This is a genomic window from Ligilactobacillus faecis (assembly GCF_029889745.1).
GTDB classification, from domain to species: domain Bacteria; phylum Bacillota; class Bacilli; order Lactobacillales; family Lactobacillaceae; genus Ligilactobacillus; species Ligilactobacillus faecis.
Map to the genome: position 1 here is coordinate 1784930 of NZ_CP123639.1, position 14593 is coordinate 1799522.

Consider the following 14593-nt stretch of genomic DNA (forward strand, 5'->3'; position numbering starts at 1 on the left):
TTGATATACTTCTTTTTTTGCGTTTTATATTGATTTATTTTAGTTCTGATTGTGTTTTAGATGTTAATTGACCATTGGTAAACTTGAGCGTTGCATTAGCATACGAATTACCTTTGATACCAGTTAACCAAATAGCTGTAATCTTTGTTTCACCACTAATGACCAGTTCATTTAAATTATCAGGTTCACCGTAATTTTTGATGATTTCATCGTATGATGCACCAGTTTGGATCTGGTTAAATGCATCTAAAGTTAATTTTTCTTCACGTTTTCCAAATTTAAATCCGCTAAGATCCTTAGTTACAACCTTATCATCTACAAAGTGAAGCATTATAGTGACTCCATTTTTAGTCCAAGTACCAGTTTTAGCGGAAGTGCCTTGAAATTTTGTAGGCTTACCTAGTGATTTTTTAACTTCATCAAGTGTTGAACCACCATTTCCGGAATCCATAATATCGCCAACTTTGATACTATTAAATTTGTTACGAAGTTCTGTGTTTTTCAAGACAACTTCACTTTTAGCACTCGATGAACTCGATGATGTATCTTTTTTTGAATCAGTCGAGCCGGCACAAGCAGATAAAACAATGGAACAAACTCCCAATAAAGCAAAAGATAATAATTTCTTTTTGTACATAGTAATTCCCCTTTTTACGTAGCCGCTTTTAACGTTGTCAGTATTTGGACGAAAAATTTTAATAACCGGCTTCAGTTTGAATTTCGCCAGAAGTTTGTAGTTCATCTGGTGTGGACTCGAGTGCTTCTTTTGGTGACATTCCGAAATGTTGAACTTTGTAAACTACAGGAGTCACACCGTATTTATTAACAAAATCAGTTAGAGTTCCATCAAATGGTGGGAGCTCATTGTTTGAGTTACTGCTTTCTTGCGAAGAATTGGAGCTATCAGAACTTGAAGATGTATTTTCGGTTTGTGCTAAGCTTTCTTGATCAGAAGAAGTGGTAGATGTTGATAAAGTATCGTTGCTTTTATTCAAATCAGAAACATCAATACGCTTAGCGTCAAGAGTGAGCGCTGGCTTTAGTTCATCTAATGATTTTGTTCTTGCTACGAGTTTATATTTTGATGATAGATTATCGACTTGGTATCCGAGCATAAACTCGATTGTTTTTCCTGGGTGAACTTTGTCAGATGATGCGTCATACAAGTCATCGTAAGGTGTATTGATAGATAGACCACCCACTCCCAAATCTGAGTCAGAGTTCTTGCCAACTCCATAAACCTTAATATATTGCGCTAAAAAATCCCTAGGTGATTGAGATTCACTTGAATTATTAGTAAACTTTCCAACAACTAAAACAGCTTTGATCTCTCCTTCGACTGCAGGATTAGTCGTTTTAGTTGTTTCAACTTTAGTAATCGTTATGGATCCATCATCATTTTTAAATGTTTTACCACTAAACCCTTTTTGGGATTGAGAAGAAGTTCGTTCACTTGAAGTTGCTTTATTGGGGATATTAGTATTTGAACACCCAGATAAAGTCAAAACGGCAATTAGAGCAAATAAAATGCTAGCTTTTTTCAAAGCTAAATCATCTCCTTTAAGTTTTATCAGTTTTAGAGTCATAGCTTAAAAATTATTATTTGAATAAATCAAAAATAGAAAAAGTTGTTTTATTATATACTTTGTTGTAAACAGCTTTTTTAGGATTTTTTATAAAACCAGTTCCTTTTTTACCATATCCAGGTATCACTGCTCTTTTTAATGAGCGTTTAGCCCTACCAGTCGTTCGAGCAGATATCGATTTCTTTAAACTGGGTTTTCTCATACCAAATTTCATAAGACGACTTCCTTTTTATTTCAGCTTTTAACGACATCAGTATTTGGTCAAATATTTTACATAACGATAAGGCTTACATTTCTAACCCAATAATACCCCAACCTTATTCTTTATTATCGTCTCTACGATAGGGATATAGTTGAGGGATAGATTGTTGGCTGATAAAAATGTAGTGCAGTTAACATCTTTTAAGTCTATATCGTTAGTGTTGCACCAAGTGTCTAATGTATGTTCGATCATATAAAAATTGGCTTTATATTCCATTTGAGACCTAGGTATGTAGTCTTTGTATTTCCCAATAATATCGTTATCATTTGCGACATGTCCAAGTTCATGTAAAATAACTTGCTCAATGTAGTTATTGTCTAATCCAGAACGCACTATTATAACATTAATATCTGGAGTTTCTATACAGAAACCGTCATTTTCAATTTCGTCGCTGATTTCAAGAACAGCATTGTATTTTTCTAAAAGTTCATTAATACGGCTATTCATACGCAACACCTACTTTTTTGTCGTAAAATACCCCTTTAATATCCCACGAACAACTTCTCTATCGTTATCACTCATAGGTTTACCATCAAATGATTTGGCGTTGTCTAAGGCTTTTTCCAAAGCTGTATAATCAATATCATCACCGTCATTGCTTTTTTCTTTTCTGCCTAATAGGTAGTCGGTAGATACATTGAAATAATCGGCTACTTCTATTAATTTAGTTGAATTAGGAGCAGATTTTTTCCATTTATACAGATAATTTTTACTGAGTCCAAGATCTGCTTCAACGTCTACAATGCTCTTACCTCTAGAGTCTGCAAGATTTTTAATTCTATCAAAAACTGTTTCCATAATAGCCTCTCATTTTTTGCCAAAAAAGGCAATTTTGTTGTTGACATCTACCAAAAAAGGCAATATACTTATTCTTGTAAGTTGATGATGTAAGTAAGAACAGCAAAAATTAATTGGTAGATGACAAGCTGTTATTAGAATGAACAAGTTTACTTTGTAAGCTTATTTATTTATGCTCTTAGTCTACCAATTAAGATAGAAAGTGTCAACTGAAATTAACCTAAAAGGTAGGTGGATATCTTGTCAGACTTAACTTATAAAGAGAAGATGACGATTCAACTAATGAGAAATAAGAAAGCTGGATTAAAACCGGCCAATCAAGCAGATATAGCTCGGCGTTTTGGTTTGAGCAGAATGTACACATATTCTGTAATTGCAGAAAGTCAAAGAGGTCCTAAGTCAAATGAATGGCGTAAAAAATTCGCTGCATATGCAGGGATGGAGGTGTGATGAATGATTATTACGATTGACGAAAAAGATTTGCAACGCATGATAGATGAACGTGTTGACGAACGACTTCAACGAGCCAATCAACCAGTTTATTGCAAAGGTTGGTTAGAGCTAAGAAAAGACATCACCGACTATTGTCACTTGACAAAGTACAAGCAAGCCAACAGAAGTTTTGCAACGCTCCAGAGTTTTATTTACTCAGCGATCAAGTTCTCGTTGGGTATCAGCCGTTTGTCTGAGATGTCAGATGCACAAGCTGTGATTGCGAGAGAAGTATTTGAATTTTTAAAAGAAAAGCGAGGTCAAGCAGAATGGATGAGTTAGTACCAGTACAAAAACAAAAAGATGGGTCAGTTGTTGTTAGCGGTCGTGATTTACATGACTTCTTAGATGTAAAAACAAAATACGCTGATTGGTTTAAGCGAATGAGTGAATACGGATTTGATGAAAATGTTGATTTTGCCGTGTTTCTCAAAAATGAGAAGGACGATACAGCGTTCGGAGGATCTAGAAAAATTACAGACCACGTCATGACCCTAGACATGGCAAAAGAAATTTCAATGATCCAACGCACAGAGAGAGGTAAGAAAGCCCGGCAATACTTCATTGAGATCGAGAAACGCTATAAAAATCAGCAACCACAATTGCCGACATCCCCAACCGAGATGCTGAAACTAGCAATTGATTCAACGCTGGAAACGGCTGGCAAAGTTGAGGCGCTAAACACTCGAATGGACGAATTTGAACAAAACGCTCCGATCGATCCGGGAGAATATAACTATTTGAGCAAGCGGATCAGCTCAGAAGTTCAAAATTACGTTGTGTCACATCACATGATTTTGAACCAAAAGCAACGATCACAGCTTTATAAAGATGTGAATCGGGGTGTTAAAGAAGTGACTGGGGTCAAAACAAGATCACAATTGCGAAAGAAAGATTTTGATGTTGTTGATCGGTATTTGATGAACTGGACGCCTAGCCCAGCAACATTGATGATCATTGAACAACTTGCAGTTGAGAATGAACAGACGAAATTGATGTAAAGGAGTGATGAAAAATGCAATTACCTTTGGAGCAACTTGAAGAGTACTTCAGAGAAGTAGCTCGTGAGGCTGTTAAAGAAGCAATCGAGAAAAAAGAACAGCAGGAAGAGATTGCGTGGAATATGGAAAAATTCAGAAAAGAGTGTTGCTTTAACCATTCGGCAGCTTGGGTAAAACTTTTTATCTTTGACCAATTTCGCGATGAAATCGTTATTAATGGTAAAAAAGGGTGGCTGATACCAGCGCGAGGGCGTGGATCTTCATATAAGATCTTTGCAAAAGAGGCTCGTCAATGGATAGATGCTAACAAGTATCGCATTGATTGGGATGCAAAATTGCCAAGGGGGTGATCACGAAGAGAAATGGAGGTAAACAGATGGAAAAAGACGACAAAAAATACAGAGATCCCTTTGAAGGGATGAGCTTCAAAGGAGTCCCTGTATCAAAAAAAGAATACCTGAAGGCCTATGAAAGCTATGTTAATCGCTGTTCTGGGAAAGCCAATCAGTAGTTCTATGGGAGTTAGCTAAGAAGAAACGGAGGTAAGTTAAGCAATGGATATGGTAATTCTAAGCCAGGTTTGAACTAAAAAAGAGCCTATGCAGGCTCTAAGCGGATATATTCATTACCGACTGCTGTGAGATCAGATAATGTATCTGTAAGTTTAGAGATTGCTGAAGTAGTTGATGTTGCATTACTTAATGATTCAGCATATTTCATTGCACCACCAACTCCTTCTAATTTACTTAATTCTCTACCAGTAAATGTGCCACTTACGACAGCTTTTGGTTTAGCAGTTTTCAATTGTGTTATCGTTAGGCTTTTTATCCTAACCTCTAACGGTTTCCTGTTAGTTCAGCATATCTGTTCAACTCAAAGAGTTGTCGGGCGCTCGTGGAGTAATAACTCTATGCGTTGCACCTTCAAGAACAAAGTTCAAGCTTGGCTCAGGGTTACCATATCTAATGACTTAGGTTTTCCTTGAATTCACCCGATACGCGCACTACATCGCTGTAATGTGGGGCAATCAATATCCAGAGTGATTATATCGCAACATTTTGCGATAGGCAATAAAAAGGAGGTAGCAAATGTGGGAAAAAGTATTAGCAAGGCGTGAAGAATTAGGTTACACGAATTACAAAATCAGTAATCTTACAGGTATTCCTGAGAGTACGCTACGAAGCTATGAAAAGCGAGGTGTGAAGCCGTCGTTTGAGAACGTATGCAAGATTGCTGACGTGTTAGGACTGGATCTAGATGTTTTGAAAGAGGAGGTATTGAAAAATGAGACGTAGCACTTGCGTGGTGGCGTTACTGATCGGTTTTGGGATCGGTAGCTTCCAGACGGATTGGGTCATGAATTGGGCTTTTATCTTAGCGTGGGTGGTGGGTGTTGTATCAGACATTATCCGCCCAAACGAAGAGCTACAAAGACGAGTCGAGAAGTTCTTTTTCGGCGATCTAGGCGACCTATAAAAAAGGGTCGCATGGCAGTGCGACCCAAAACAAAAATAAATTCAGTTAAAGTATAACACAAAAAGGAGCGGAATGATGAACATACAACAGGCAACGAGGAGTGCCACTTTAAATCATTATCTTGGAATGAGACGACAGCTTTGGTGCAAGGATAAATTGGTGTTAAAGCCTACTGATACGCAAAATTGTACAGAAATGTACAGAGAAGGGAAGATTTTATCAAGTCGTTGGAATCCTAATGCCGAGGACTTAATAGCGAATGATTGGGAAGTTTGTGCAATTAATTCTGAAGAATTGGATTACTTCAGAAAGGATAAATATTGATGGAGTCATGGAAGAAGGATGTGTTGCTTGTTTTAGGCAATTATTGCAAGTGTCGAAGCGACAGGATCCACTACCTTGAATTTTTATTAAGTCGAGTGGATGAGTTAGATAAGCGCAACTTTTTGAAGAATTATCTTCAGTTGGAGTTGAAGGCAGATGAAGAACAACAAAATCGAGTTCGTTAAGCTTGCTGGTGATCTAGCAACGTTCAAGGTTAGTGATGTAGCAGCTCTTTCAAAAGAATTAAGAAGAGGGATACGTCTGTTTGAGTTAGAGCCAAGCATTAGCAAGCGACAACGTAAATACATCTATGCATTGATCGGAGATCTAGGCGATGTCATAGGCTATGAGACGAGCTATGAGAAAGCGATCTTGAAAAAAGATCTGAAGCAAAGTTTTTGCGATGACACTGAGACACCCTTATTTTCGCTCTCAGACGTTTCAAAAGATGTAGCTGGACAATTTATCGAGTATCTCATTGAAACGTGTCTAAGAGAAGGAATAGCGCCCACAGACAAACTTGTGTGGCAAACAGTTGATGTAGATCGTCAAGTTTGGTGGTGTTTGAAGTATAGATATTGTACAGTCTGCCACAGCAAGCAAAACTTACAGATCAATCATGAAGATACAGTTGGAGTCGGTAATGATCGACGACATATTGATCACAGAGGGCATAGATTAGAGTGCTTATGTGCGAGACATCACACCGAGTTTCATAGTATTGGCGCAGTTCAGTTTTACAACAAGTATCACTTTCACGGGATCTTGCTAGACACTGAACAAGTTGTTGAAATCGGTTTGATGAGCCAAAAACAGTGTGATCGATTTGACGAAATCTACAAACAGGAGGCGTTAAAGAATGGAGAACCAAGCAATCAATGAACTTAGAAAGAAGCGGTGGTATGAGAAGGATGGAGAGTATCGGTTATTTTTGTTTCGTGACGTCAATGGTGTGTTTTACTACCAAACAGAAAATGATGTCAAAAATAAGAAGATCACTGGAACGCCTGACCCAACATGGTGGATCAATTCACGCAGAGTCTATAAAAATTAGAAAAGGAAGTAGTCGAGATGAAGCAAGCATTGCACAAATTAAACCAACTAGGGTTCACGCAAGTCCCCAACGAGGTCCTTGATGATGAACGCTTGAAATGGGCAGACAAAGGGCTGTTTGCTTATCTCTGGCGTCAATCTGATGAGTGGCAGTTCTATGAAAATGAGATCATTAAACATGCTGCAGATGGGCGTGATGCATTTAGAACAGCTAAGAACCACTTGATCGAATTTGGTTATCTGGTGATCGAACAGACCAGAGACAAAAATGGACGGATGTCATTAGGAAAGTGGTACTTGAATCCTTATCCAGGGCGAAAAATCGTTAAAAGTTTAGAAAAAGACCGAGATAAAGGCATTTCTACCGTGGACGGGTTTTCCGTCGACGGGAAAACCGCCGACGGTCTATCCGCCGACGGAAAACCCACTACTAATAATACTAATAGTAATAATACTAATAACAATAATACTAACAGTAAGAAAAGATTATCGTCCGAACTGGCAAGCAGTTCAGACACTCCCCCTAAAAAAACGAAAAAGAAGCGTCAGTATGATCTTGATTCTAAGCCATATCGTTGCGCAGTAAAGCTACAAGATGAGATCTTAAAAAATAAACCTGATTTCAAGAGACCTGATCTACAGAAGTGGGCTGATACGTTTCGTTTGATGAATGAGCGTGATGGACGTGTATGGAAGACGATCGGAGAGGTGATCATCTACGCGACACAAGACGATTTTTGGCGAAGTAACATTTTGTCTGCTGACAAGTTGAGAAAGCAATTTGATCGGTTAGAAATGCAGATGAGCGAAGGTAAAAAGGGTAAGCGGGTCGTTGCTAAAGAATCTTTACCGGATTGGGCAAAGGGTAAAGGACAAGAAGAGCCTAAGAATTTAGATCCTGAAGAGCGTGCAAAGTTAGATGACGATATTGACCGATTGCTTGCAGGACTTAAAGAAACTGACCCAGATAGAGGAGTTGAAAGTACATGAGAAGTAAGCTGGAAGAAAAAGATATTCTTCGTGATAAATATGGACACCCCTTGCGTGAATGTGACGAGTTACGACAAGGAAATACAAAATACGAGGTAGAGATCATCAGACCTGGATTTGCTGTGCTATTGAATAAAGATAATCAAAGTGAAATGATGGTGACGCCGAAAGAAGCTGAAAATTTTGAACTTGTCCGAAAGTTTAAAATTCGACAAAAGAAAGGTTGGAGACGCAAATGATGAAGAAAAAACAAACGATCAATCTTGATCTGCAAAATTTAGCTGAAGGTGGGGTTTATGAGAAGATGAATCGAGCTTTTGAAGAAGCGATCGAAAACATCTTAAATCCTAATACTGATCAAACGAAAAAACGAGAGATCGACATCAAGATTACGTTGCAACCGTCAAAAGATCTTCGACAAATGGAAACTAACGTACAAGTGAAAACAAAACTGCAACCAGAAATGGCTGTGCCAACGACAGTTTTGATCGGAAAAGATGCTGACGGGCGGGTACATGCAAATGAATTGAGATCTGGTGCTGAAGGGCAAACGTACTTTGATCCACAGGACAGTACGCTCAAAACTGATACAGGCGAGCCAGTAGATGAAGTTGAAGCAGAGTCACAAGGTAAAGTGATTGATCTACAAAAACGGAAGCGAGGATAAAAAAATGAATGATTTAGGTAACGCATTAGAACAAGTAATTGAATTGGCGCGTAAGGCGTATGAAGAAAAAGTTGTTGAAGTTGATGGACACAAGTATGAAGTTGAAAGTGATGGTTTGAGACTATTACGACATCCCGAATTTCCAAAAAATAAGGTAGTGTTGAGCACGTTGACGGGAATGATCGACTTTATCGAACGTGAAGGCAACGCAGAAGAAATGATGTTAGTTGTAAAATCTCCGACTGAAGTCTACCTAGTAGGGAAGCTTAATGATCATGGTGAGCGACCAACATATGCAGTAGCTCAAGCGGATGTACCAGAATTTCGCTATGAGAGTTGGTATGGTCAATCTGAACTGATCATTGCTTTGCAAGCTGCATTTGTTGAGAACAGCGAAACAGATAGAGATATCTTGTTGCAAGTTATCGGAAACTTGAAAGAATCGCATGTTAATTCAGCTAGTGATGATGGTGTTAGCCAAAGCGTTCAGATCAATACAGGTGTTGCCAGCGTTGCAACTGCGCGCGTTCCTAACCCAGTTACATTGCAACCATATCGAACATTCCTAGAAGTCAAGCAACCAGAAAGCAAGTTTGTCTTTAGAATGCGTGAAGGGATGGAAGCAGCACTCTTTGAGTCGGACGGTGGTATGTGGAAGATCGAAGCTAAGCAAGCAATCAAAGAGTACTTAGAAACTAAGCTGGAGAGTTTAGATATCAAGATGAGCGTAATCGTTTAATCTACCGAAAATTCGGCTAATCTGCAGAAATTATTGCAGAAAAGCTGATTTAACTGCATTTGTTTCAACAGAAAAGCATCCCCTTATTGCTGAAAAAGTGCAGGGGGACATTACCGACAAGATCTAGCAAGTGGGTCTTGTTGGTCGAACTAACATGATTTGACTGATCATAGTTCACTCTTAACGCTTGCAGAGAGTTTAAAGTTAATTGATCAGATACTCACATATAGGATCGTAAAACTAGAACTCAAATAAACCCCGCTTTTGTAGCGCAGAACGGTTCAAATCCGTTAGCGGGGTATTTGCCTAGGAAGGTAATTAAAAAACGGGAGGCGCTAAAAATTGCACAAATGAACCTTATGACTTAGGGATGACGATCGCTGAATATAAAAAGCATATTGGTGTGAACGTAACATTGTCTGATGAGCAGATTGCAAAAAATCAGAGTAGAAAGTCCCGTATTACAAAGGATTGGAAGGTAAGTAGGGAGGACAAGAAATGACAGAAGAATTATTTGAGCTAGAAAAAGAAACAAAAGACATCAACGAGCCGATGGTAAATTGGGCTCGAGTGATCGTCGAAACAGACGAAGAGAACCCTAAAACCATAGCGCTGATCACAAATGAAGATTGCGAATCAGCGCCAGACTTTAGAGTTCGGGTCAAGCCGGTATATTAGCCTTTAGGCGGGAATGGATCATGACCGTGGCTATCTCTACTTTGGATACGACCGTCCCTGCCATGCGTAATTAGCTCTGTGTGCTGATTACGAGCAATATTTCGTGCGATATCTACAGCTGCTTTTTTGGTATCAGTGTGTACTGTAGATTTCTTAGCACCAGCGCCTTTAACGTCCCAACCGCCTTTGGGGTTAGGAACTACATGTTGATTTCGTGCCATTTATAACACTTCCTTTATGTGAATTTCAAATATGAGTTTTAGGAGGCTGCATATCTGATACAACTAATATAATACTATATTTAGTATTAATCAAGGGGGAGGTACTATATGTTGTGGTTAAAAATCAAAAAAGAGTTAGTGGAACAAAATGTCTCAATGTACAGACTCGCTAAAAACACCGGTATCAGTGCATCTACTTTGCAGAATTACAAGAATGGAACTGAACCATCATTCAAAAATATGTGCAAGATTGCTGACGCATTGGGTGTCAGTTTGGATTATTTCAGAGAAACGGAGGGATGATCAATGACAGGAAAGAAACGCAGTCGGAAACGTGACAAACGTAAGCGACGTCAGAAGAAGTTAGAGCGAGCAAAGGAAAAGAGCGATGCTCGTGCTTAAGTGGCTGATGTTGATCGCATTTGTGGGGCTATTGAGTGTGATCGCGTTTGCTCACGATGAAAAATAAAAATGGCAATTTTACTTGAGAGTTGACGAAATTGAACAAGCAGAGGAAATAACGATACTTTATATCGAGGTCACAGTGACAGAATTGTAAGACGTGGCGGGTGGGAAGTGCGAAGCAAGCGAGATGATTTTACAGTAAAAACGTCCCTTTTGCTCCTTTAGGTAATTGACTGATACAGCTTCGTACTAGGGTCTTACAGGTTAGCGGTGGCTGAATAAGTACCGCTGATCATTACCGGCTAGAGTTTTGTAAGTGGGCTTTAGCTGGTAAAAAAATAAAACTAATAGTTACAAGTTATGATACACACAAACACTTACGGAGATCTGAGGCGTGATCAATTAGATACTCACAATGTTGGTTGGTAAACGTCTTAAGACCCCACAGTAGCACGCTCAGACGGTGCGAGCCCGTCGGTGGGGTATTGCTTAGATGAGATTTGCGAGTGATCGCATCTAAGACAACCAAATAAACGACAACTCTAACAACTCGTAAACGTTCCATAATAGATCGTTAGGCAGTGCAATTCTGCCAATGGGACATTTTACCTTGAGCAATAAATAAAACGCAAAGGAGCGAAGAATATGGATGAATTTGAGCAAATAGCAAGCGGGCTAATGATGCCGATCAAAAAGGTAGTCCCAGAAGATAACCGAAAAGTATTAGATGAAGTCGAAAATAAGCTGGCTGAAAAGCTACAAGCGCAGTACGAAAGAGGTCAACAAGATCTCGCTAAGGCATGGCAACAAAAACATCTAGGGGGTCACAAATAACAAAAAAGCTAAAGCATCGATCAAGACACTTTAGCTCTCTCAATAAATCTAAGCAATTAATTATAACATGAGGGAGAGCGATCTGATGGAACTTGATCTAAAAAAGGCGCAAGAATTTCAATTACAATTTGACGGAATGGAAGTCGATACGATCGAAACAGCTGCTAAAGTGCGCAAGTTCTTCAAGCAAGATTATCCAAAATTGATGTTATGGGCTGGTGTTAATGCTAGCTACATAAAATCACCGGTGATCACGGATGAACCTAAATCGCCTTCCTTTGGCAACCGAGCAGAAGAAAAGATCAGTAAACGTATTTATGCTCAGCAAACACTTGCTAGTGTTAGTAAAGCTATTGGCGTGATCAGCGAAGAAAGTCGACTTATTTTGGTAAGCGTGTACGTGGAAAATAAAGATGCATGGGGTATGTGTGAGATCCTCGGGTGTGAACGTGCACGGTATCAGACAAAAAAACGCAAAGCAGAAAATGAGTTTGCAGATGCGTTTGAAACTTGTTGTTTGTGGTGGAGTGACTTGCATGTTTATAAATAGACTCGCATTTTACACGCCTAACCGAGGCACATTTTTTCTTGAAGCTACATAAAAATATATGTTATGCTTAGCTTGTAATTAATGAAAGGATGAGGTCCTATGGTAGGGATTGTAAGTAATCGCAAAATGACCTTTGATGACAGAAAATCGTTCGAATTATTTGAAACGAAACTAGGCAAGGGCGTCATGAATAATGTTACAAAGGAAATGCTAGATAAGAAAACTAAAAACATCACTATCACACGAGGATCTGAGAATGTCGGAAGAAAAATATAATTTTGAGCTTGTTCCGTTATCCAGTGTGGTAGACTTCGAAAATTTGGTTTCTGACTTTGATTGTGACAATGATGACATTAATGACTTCTTAAAAAATAATTGCCCTAAGTATGAGTTGGAAAGACGACTGGCTACCTTTTTATTGATAGATAAAGCAAACTCTTGTCTTGCTGGTTTTTATTCGACAAACATAGGTATGTTGACTACAGAGGTAAAAGATGAGGATGATATGCCTATTGAAGAACAACATAACTACTTAAATTTGGCGTATCTTGCTGTTGATCGTGGCTACCAAAGAAGAGGTATAGGCACAGCCTTAATTAAAGAGGTTTTTAAGTCTGTATTAGTAATAGCATATTATGTTGGGATTGAAATGGTGTTCCTGCAGTCGCTAGACGAGAGTGTGAACTTTTATAAAAAAGTGGGTCTCCAATTAGTATCAGGCCCATCACCTGAGGAATATCAAGCGAATGGAAATGATACTGCTGATATGCAGTTCGATATGTTCATAAGAATAGATGATCTATACAAAAAGGGATATCTTCCTTATGAAAATAATTTTATAGCTAATTCTATTGATATTGACAGTGGTAATAAATAAACCGATATATGAGATTGATCATCTTGTATATCGGTTTATTTTTTTATGGATGAAATTCACAAAAAAGTTAGACATAGACGATACAAAAAGGATACCCAAGCCAGACGTGTGTCGGACTATAATGATATTGTCCAAGAAATGGATGAGATACAGTTATTTATCAATTAATCTATTTCAAGTAATCTGACGGCTCAGAACGTCACTAAATAAATCTAAGCGTGTGGGCGCGTTAAGTCCGTGCCACGTAACTATCCGAGAGAGTGGCAAAATGGTTCATCTAGTGACAATTGTGCTAGTGCAATTCTAGCTTGAACCTTAGCCATTAATATCAACTTGAGTCAGCTGTAACAAGCTGGCTTTTTATTTTTTTAAGGGAGGTGATTACTTGAAGCAAACAAAAGATGCAGGATTAGTTAGTTGTAATTATGAAGCGTGGCTAATAAGTAAACTTAATCATGATCTAAATAAAGGTTCAAAGAAAAAAGGAGACTGACACATGCCACGTGTAAGAAGATGTAGACAACAGGGATGCCATGCAATGGTCAACTTCCCACACCATTATTGTACTAATCACTTTGAGCAAGAAGCAGAGTATTTAGCTAACCGTCAACGATGGGCACGTAGTAGAGAACAAGGATACCAGCACAGGTATAACACCGTTACGCGTAATAGATCGAAAGATAAGACTGAACAGTATAACTTCTATCGATCGCGTGAATGGACAAGACTAAGACGCTTGGTTTTGGAACGTGATCACTATCTCTGTCAGTATTGTCAAGCGTTCAACATAGTAACACCAGCTAAGACGGTCGATCATATCGTACCAGTTGAATTTGATAGTGCACTGAAGTCAGATCTTAATAACTTAGCTGTTACATGTTATATGTGCCACAGGCTTAAGACAGATTGGGAACAAGATTATTACGGAACAGGGCAAGGAAATAAGCTAAAGAACGTTCCAAAAATCACTGAAAAAAATCTGGTGGCAAAGATGATAAGAACATATAGCCCTGACAGGCTGTGAGAGCTAAATATAGAGCGTTTTATTATTTATGATGAAATTATCACGAATAAATTTATTAGACCCCCCGCCCCATTTAAAGCGACGGAAGAGCGCACACAATGGCGTCTTCTTATCCCAAACGTCAATTTCAAAAAATTTTTTATAGGGGGGTCTTGACAAGGAGGTGATGTGATGCCTCATAAGGAGCTACCTGATAGACCTCCATCATATTTAAAGGGAACGGCGGCAGCGATGTGGCGTCGACTGGTCCCAATGATAAAAGCTGATCCCGTTGTAAACGACATGGATCGTACCGTAGTTGAAGCTTTTTGTACTAACTATCAGCTGATGCGCCAAGCTTATGATGACATTCAAAAAAATGGGATAACTAAACCGATATACAAAACAACGATCTCACCGGTAACCGGAGATGTAGTTGCTAAAGACTTTACTGGATTCAAGCGTAATCCATCAACTCAAATTCTTGATAGCGCAACTGCAAAACTTAGATCATTGGGTAATGAACTAGGACTTACGCCGCAATCACGCGCAGATCTGATGAATATTCGTTTGGATGATGATAATGATGGAGCAATGGAAAGTTTGAAAGAATTTTTTGGAAAGAGTTGATAGTTGA

The 14593-nt window shown here is 38.7% G+C and carries 29 protein-coding genes; 22 read left to right on the plus strand and 7 right to left on the minus strand.

Going from position 1 to position 14593, the window contains the following annotated elements; translation table 11 throughout:
• Nucleotides 1-34 precede the first annotated feature (34 nt).
• The 5 genes from QFX10_RS08075 to QFX10_RS08095 form a co-directional block, all read right to left on the minus strand.
• Nucleotides 35-637 carry a DUF3862 domain-containing protein gene (locus QFX10_RS08075; protein WP_280605729.1) on the minus strand — a complete coding sequence of 201 codons (603 nt, stop codon included), beginning with the start codon at nt 635-637 and terminating at the stop codon, nt 35-37.
• 58 nt (nt 638-695) lie between these two features.
• Nucleotides 696-1586 (minus strand): DUF5067 domain-containing protein, encoded by an 891-nt coding sequence (locus QFX10_RS08080; protein WP_280605730.1) that lies wholly within the window; start codon nt 1584-1586, stop codon nt 696-698.
• Nucleotides 1587-1599: 13 nt separating this feature from the next.
• Nucleotides 1600-1800 (minus strand): hypothetical protein, encoded by a 201-nt coding sequence (locus QFX10_RS08085; protein WP_280605731.1) that lies wholly within the window; start codon nt 1798-1800, stop codon nt 1600-1602.
• Nucleotides 1801-1881: 81 nt separating this feature from the next.
• Nucleotides 1882-2295, minus strand: a complete 414-nt coding sequence (locus QFX10_RS08090; protein ID WP_280605732.1) for a hypothetical protein — start codon at nt 2293-2295, stop codon at nt 1882-1884.
• Between the two features lie 9 nt (nt 2296-2304).
• Complete coding sequence (locus tag QFX10_RS08095; RefSeq protein ID WP_280605733.1) at nt 2305-2646, minus strand: helix-turn-helix domain-containing protein; 342 nt, start codon at nt 2644-2646, stop codon at nt 2305-2307.
• Between the two features lie 240 nt (nt 2647-2886).
• Here QFX10_RS08095 and QFX10_RS08100 point away from each other — a divergent pair, with 240 nt between their 5' ends.
• Genes QFX10_RS08100 through QFX10_RS08120 form a run of 5 tightly spaced genes read left to right on the plus strand, consistent with a single transcriptional unit; the run spans nt 2887 to nt 4650 of the window.
• The gene (locus QFX10_RS08100; protein WP_280605734.1) at nt 2887-3096 is read left to right on the plus strand and encodes an XRE family transcriptional regulator; all 210 of its coding nucleotides are present in this window, start codon (nt 2887-2889) and stop codon (nt 3094-3096) included.
• A gap of 3 nt (nt 3097-3099) precedes the next feature.
• Nucleotides 3100-3420: a hypothetical protein gene (locus QFX10_RS08105; RefSeq protein WP_280605735.1), complete on the plus strand. Its 321-nt coding sequence runs from the start codon at nt 3100-3102 to the stop codon at nt 3418-3420.
• A complete protein-coding gene (locus QFX10_RS08110; RefSeq protein WP_280605736.1) occupies nt 3408-4139 on the plus strand; it encodes an antA/AntB antirepressor family protein in 732 nt (243 codons plus the stop codon). The genes QFX10_RS08105 and QFX10_RS08110 overlap by 13 nt, the downstream gene beginning before the upstream one ends.
• Nucleotides 4140-4153: 14 nt before the next feature.
• Complete coding sequence (locus QFX10_RS08115) at nt 4154-4489, plus strand: DUF771 domain-containing protein (protein ID WP_280605737.1); 336 nt, start codon at nt 4154-4156, stop codon at nt 4487-4489.
• Between the two features lie 26 nt (nt 4490-4515).
• Nucleotides 4516-4650: a hypothetical protein gene (locus tag QFX10_RS08120; RefSeq protein ID WP_280605738.1), complete on the plus strand. Its 135-nt coding sequence runs from the start codon at nt 4516-4518 to the stop codon at nt 4648-4650.
• An 86-nt stretch (nt 4651-4736) separates the two neighbouring features.
• Here QFX10_RS08120 and QFX10_RS08125 read toward each other — a convergent pair whose 3' ends face one another.
• Nucleotides 4737-4943, minus strand: coding sequence for a hypothetical protein (locus tag QFX10_RS08125; RefSeq protein WP_280605739.1), 207 nt, complete (start codon nt 4941-4943; stop codon nt 4737-4739).
• Between the two features lie 284 nt (nt 4944-5227).
• Between QFX10_RS08125 and QFX10_RS08130 the strand changes: the two genes are divergently transcribed.
• The 11 genes from QFX10_RS08130 (at nt 5228) to QFX10_RS08175 (ending at nt 10066) form a co-directional block, all read left to right on the plus strand.
• Entirely contained in the window at nt 5228-5434 is a 207-nt protein-coding gene (locus tag QFX10_RS08130) for a helix-turn-helix domain-containing protein (RefSeq protein WP_280605740.1), read from the plus strand.
• 7 nt (nt 5435-5441) lie between these two features.
• Nucleotides 5442-5615 (plus strand): hypothetical protein, encoded by a 174-nt coding sequence (locus QFX10_RS08135; RefSeq protein WP_280605741.1) that lies wholly within the window; start codon nt 5442-5444, stop codon nt 5613-5615.
• 75 nt (nt 5616-5690) lie between these two features.
• Complete coding sequence (locus QFX10_RS10975; RefSeq protein ID WP_437178600.1) at nt 5691-5939, plus strand: Thoeris anti-defense Tad2 family protein; 249 nt, start codon at nt 5691-5693, stop codon at nt 5937-5939.
• Complete coding sequence (locus tag QFX10_RS08140; protein WP_280605742.1) at nt 5939-6124, plus strand: hypothetical protein; 186 nt, start codon at nt 5939-5941, stop codon at nt 6122-6124. The genes QFX10_RS10975 and QFX10_RS08140 overlap by 1 nt, the downstream gene beginning before the upstream one ends.
• Nucleotides 6096-6821, plus strand: a complete 726-nt coding sequence (locus QFX10_RS08145; RefSeq protein ID WP_280605743.1) for a putative HNHc nuclease — start codon at nt 6096-6098, stop codon at nt 6819-6821. Before QFX10_RS08140 ends, QFX10_RS08145 begins: the two co-directional genes overlap by 29 nt.
• Nucleotides 6799-6993: a hypothetical protein gene (locus tag QFX10_RS08150; protein ID WP_280605744.1), complete on the plus strand. Its 195-nt coding sequence runs from the start codon at nt 6799-6801 to the stop codon at nt 6991-6993. Before QFX10_RS08145 ends, QFX10_RS08150 begins: the two co-directional genes overlap by 23 nt.
• 17 nt (nt 6994-7010) lie before the next feature.
• A complete protein-coding gene (locus QFX10_RS08155) occupies nt 7011-7982 on the plus strand; it encodes a phage replication protein O (RefSeq protein WP_280605745.1) in 972 nt (323 codons plus the stop codon).
• Entirely contained in the window at nt 7979-8221 is a 243-nt protein-coding gene (locus tag QFX10_RS08160; RefSeq protein ID WP_280605746.1) for a hypothetical protein, read from the plus strand. The genes QFX10_RS08155 and QFX10_RS08160 overlap by 4 nt, the downstream gene beginning before the upstream one ends.
• Nucleotides 8218-8649, plus strand: a complete 432-nt coding sequence (locus tag QFX10_RS08165; RefSeq protein ID WP_280605747.1) for a replication terminator protein — start codon at nt 8218-8220, stop codon at nt 8647-8649. Before QFX10_RS08160 ends, QFX10_RS08165 begins: the two co-directional genes overlap by 4 nt.
• A 4-nt stretch (nt 8650-8653) precedes the next feature.
• Nucleotides 8654-9388, plus strand: coding sequence for a hypothetical protein (locus QFX10_RS08170; protein ID WP_280605748.1), 735 nt, complete (start codon nt 8654-8656; stop codon nt 9386-9388).
• Nucleotides 9389-9886: 498 nt separating this feature from the next.
• Nucleotides 9887-10066, plus strand: a complete 180-nt coding sequence (locus tag QFX10_RS08175; RefSeq protein WP_280605749.1) for a hypothetical protein — start codon at nt 9887-9889, stop codon at nt 10064-10066.
• Here QFX10_RS08175 and QFX10_RS08180 read toward each other — a convergent pair.
• Nucleotides 10063-10287 (minus strand): DUF2188 domain-containing protein, encoded by a 225-nt coding sequence (locus tag QFX10_RS08180; RefSeq protein WP_280605750.1) that lies wholly within the window; start codon nt 10285-10287, stop codon nt 10063-10065. The genes QFX10_RS08175 and QFX10_RS08180 overlap by 4 nt on opposite strands.
• Before the next feature lie 108 nt (nt 10288-10395).
• Here QFX10_RS08180 and QFX10_RS08185 point away from each other — a divergent pair, with 108 nt between their 5' ends.
• The 6 genes from QFX10_RS08185 to QFX10_RS08210 all read left to right on the plus strand — a co-directional run bounded on the left by QFX10_RS08185 (nt 10396) and on the right by QFX10_RS08210 (nt 14586).
• Entirely contained in the window at nt 10396-10590 is a 195-nt protein-coding gene (locus QFX10_RS08185) for a helix-turn-helix domain-containing protein (RefSeq protein ID WP_280605751.1), read from the plus strand.
• 747 nt (nt 10591-11337) lie between these two features.
• Complete coding sequence (locus QFX10_RS08190) at nt 11338-11526, plus strand: hypothetical protein (protein ID WP_280605752.1); 189 nt, start codon at nt 11338-11340, stop codon at nt 11524-11526.
• 85 nt (nt 11527-11611) lie between these two features.
• Nucleotides 11612-12076, plus strand: a complete 465-nt coding sequence (locus tag QFX10_RS08195) for an ArpU family phage packaging/lysis transcriptional regulator (RefSeq protein WP_280605753.1) — start codon at nt 11612-11614, stop codon at nt 12074-12076.
• Nucleotides 12077-12332: 256 nt separating this feature from the next.
• A complete protein-coding gene (locus QFX10_RS08200; RefSeq protein ID WP_280605754.1) occupies nt 12333-12953 on the plus strand; it encodes a GNAT family N-acetyltransferase in 621 nt (206 codons plus the stop codon).
• 496 nt (nt 12954-13449) lie between these two features.
• Nucleotides 13450-13977: an HNH endonuclease gene (locus QFX10_RS08205; protein ID WP_280605755.1), complete on the plus strand. Its 528-nt coding sequence runs from the start codon at nt 13450-13452 to the stop codon at nt 13975-13977.
• Nucleotides 13978-14148: 171 nt separating this feature from the next.
• The gene (locus QFX10_RS08210; protein WP_280605756.1) at nt 14149-14586 is read left to right on the plus strand and encodes a phage terminase small subunit P27 family; all 438 of its coding nucleotides are present in this window, start codon (nt 14149-14151) and stop codon (nt 14584-14586) included.
• Nucleotides 14587-14593 lie beyond the last annotated feature (7 nt).

Coding starts and splice junctions, on each gene's coding strand:
- QFX10_RS08075 (WP_280605729.1), bottom strand. CDS start 637: ATGTACAAAAAGAAATTATTATCTTTTGCTTTATTGGGAGTTTGTTCC.
- QFX10_RS08080 (WP_280605730.1), bottom strand. CDS start 1,586: ATGACTCTAAAACTGATAAAACTTAAAGGAGATGATTTAGCTTTGAAA.
- QFX10_RS08085 (WP_280605731.1), bottom strand. CDS start 1,800: ATGAAATTTGGTATGAGAAAACCCAGTTTAAAGAAATCGATATCTGCT.
- QFX10_RS08090 (WP_280605732.1), bottom strand. CDS start 2,295: ATGAATAGCCGTATTAATGAACTTTTAGAAAAATACAATGCTGTTCTT.
- QFX10_RS08095 (WP_280605733.1), bottom strand. CDS start 2,646: ATGGAAACAGTTTTTGATAGAATTAAAAATCTTGCAGACTCTAGAGGT.
- QFX10_RS08105 (WP_280605735.1), top strand. CDS start 3,100: ATGATTATTACGATTGACGAAAAAGATTTGCAACGCATGATAGATGAA.
- QFX10_RS08110 (WP_280605736.1), top strand. CDS start 3,408: ATGGATGAGTTAGTACCAGTACAAAAACAAAAAGATGGGTCAGTTGTT.
- QFX10_RS08115 (WP_280605737.1), top strand. CDS start 4,154: ATGCAATTACCTTTGGAGCAACTTGAAGAGTACTTCAGAGAAGTAGCT.
- QFX10_RS08120 (WP_280605738.1), top strand. CDS start 4,516: ATGGAAAAAGACGACAAAAAATACAGAGATCCCTTTGAAGGGATGAGC.
- QFX10_RS08130 (WP_280605740.1), top strand. CDS start 5,228: ATGTGGGAAAAAGTATTAGCAAGGCGTGAAGAATTAGGTTACACGAAT.
- QFX10_RS10975 (WP_437178600.1), top strand. CDS start 5,691: ATGAACATACAACAGGCAACGAGGAGTGCCACTTTAAATCATTATCTT.
- QFX10_RS08140 (WP_280605742.1), top strand. CDS start 5,939: ATGGAGTCATGGAAGAAGGATGTGTTGCTTGTTTTAGGCAATTATTGC.
- QFX10_RS08145 (WP_280605743.1), top strand. CDS start 6,096: ATGAAGAACAACAAAATCGAGTTCGTTAAGCTTGCTGGTGATCTAGCA.
- QFX10_RS08150 (WP_280605744.1), top strand. CDS start 6,799: ATGGAGAACCAAGCAATCAATGAACTTAGAAAGAAGCGGTGGTATGAG.
- QFX10_RS08155 (WP_280605745.1), top strand. CDS start 7,011: ATGAAGCAAGCATTGCACAAATTAAACCAACTAGGGTTCACGCAAGTC.
- QFX10_RS08160 (WP_280605746.1), top strand. CDS start 7,979: ATGAGAAGTAAGCTGGAAGAAAAAGATATTCTTCGTGATAAATATGGA.
- QFX10_RS08165 (WP_280605747.1), top strand. CDS start 8,218: ATGATGAAGAAAAAACAAACGATCAATCTTGATCTGCAAAATTTAGCT.
- QFX10_RS08170 (WP_280605748.1), top strand. CDS start 8,654: ATGAATGATTTAGGTAACGCATTAGAACAAGTAATTGAATTGGCGCGT.
- QFX10_RS08175 (WP_280605749.1), top strand. CDS start 9,887: ATGACAGAAGAATTATTTGAGCTAGAAAAAGAAACAAAAGACATCAAC.
- QFX10_RS08180 (WP_280605750.1), bottom strand. CDS start 10,287: ATGGCACGAAATCAACATGTAGTTCCTAACCCCAAAGGCGGTTGGGAC.
- QFX10_RS08185 (WP_280605751.1), top strand. CDS start 10,396: ATGTTGTGGTTAAAAATCAAAAAAGAGTTAGTGGAACAAAATGTCTCA.
- QFX10_RS08190 (WP_280605752.1), top strand. CDS start 11,338: ATGGATGAATTTGAGCAAATAGCAAGCGGGCTAATGATGCCGATCAAA.
- QFX10_RS08195 (WP_280605753.1), top strand. CDS start 11,612: ATGGAACTTGATCTAAAAAAGGCGCAAGAATTTCAATTACAATTTGAC.
- QFX10_RS08200 (WP_280605754.1), top strand. CDS start 12,333: ATGTCGGAAGAAAAATATAATTTTGAGCTTGTTCCGTTATCCAGTGTG.
- QFX10_RS08205 (WP_280605755.1), top strand. CDS start 13,450: ATGCCACGTGTAAGAAGATGTAGACAACAGGGATGCCATGCAATGGTC.
- QFX10_RS08210 (WP_280605756.1), top strand. CDS start 14,149: ATGCCTCATAAGGAGCTACCTGATAGACCTCCATCATATTTAAAGGGA.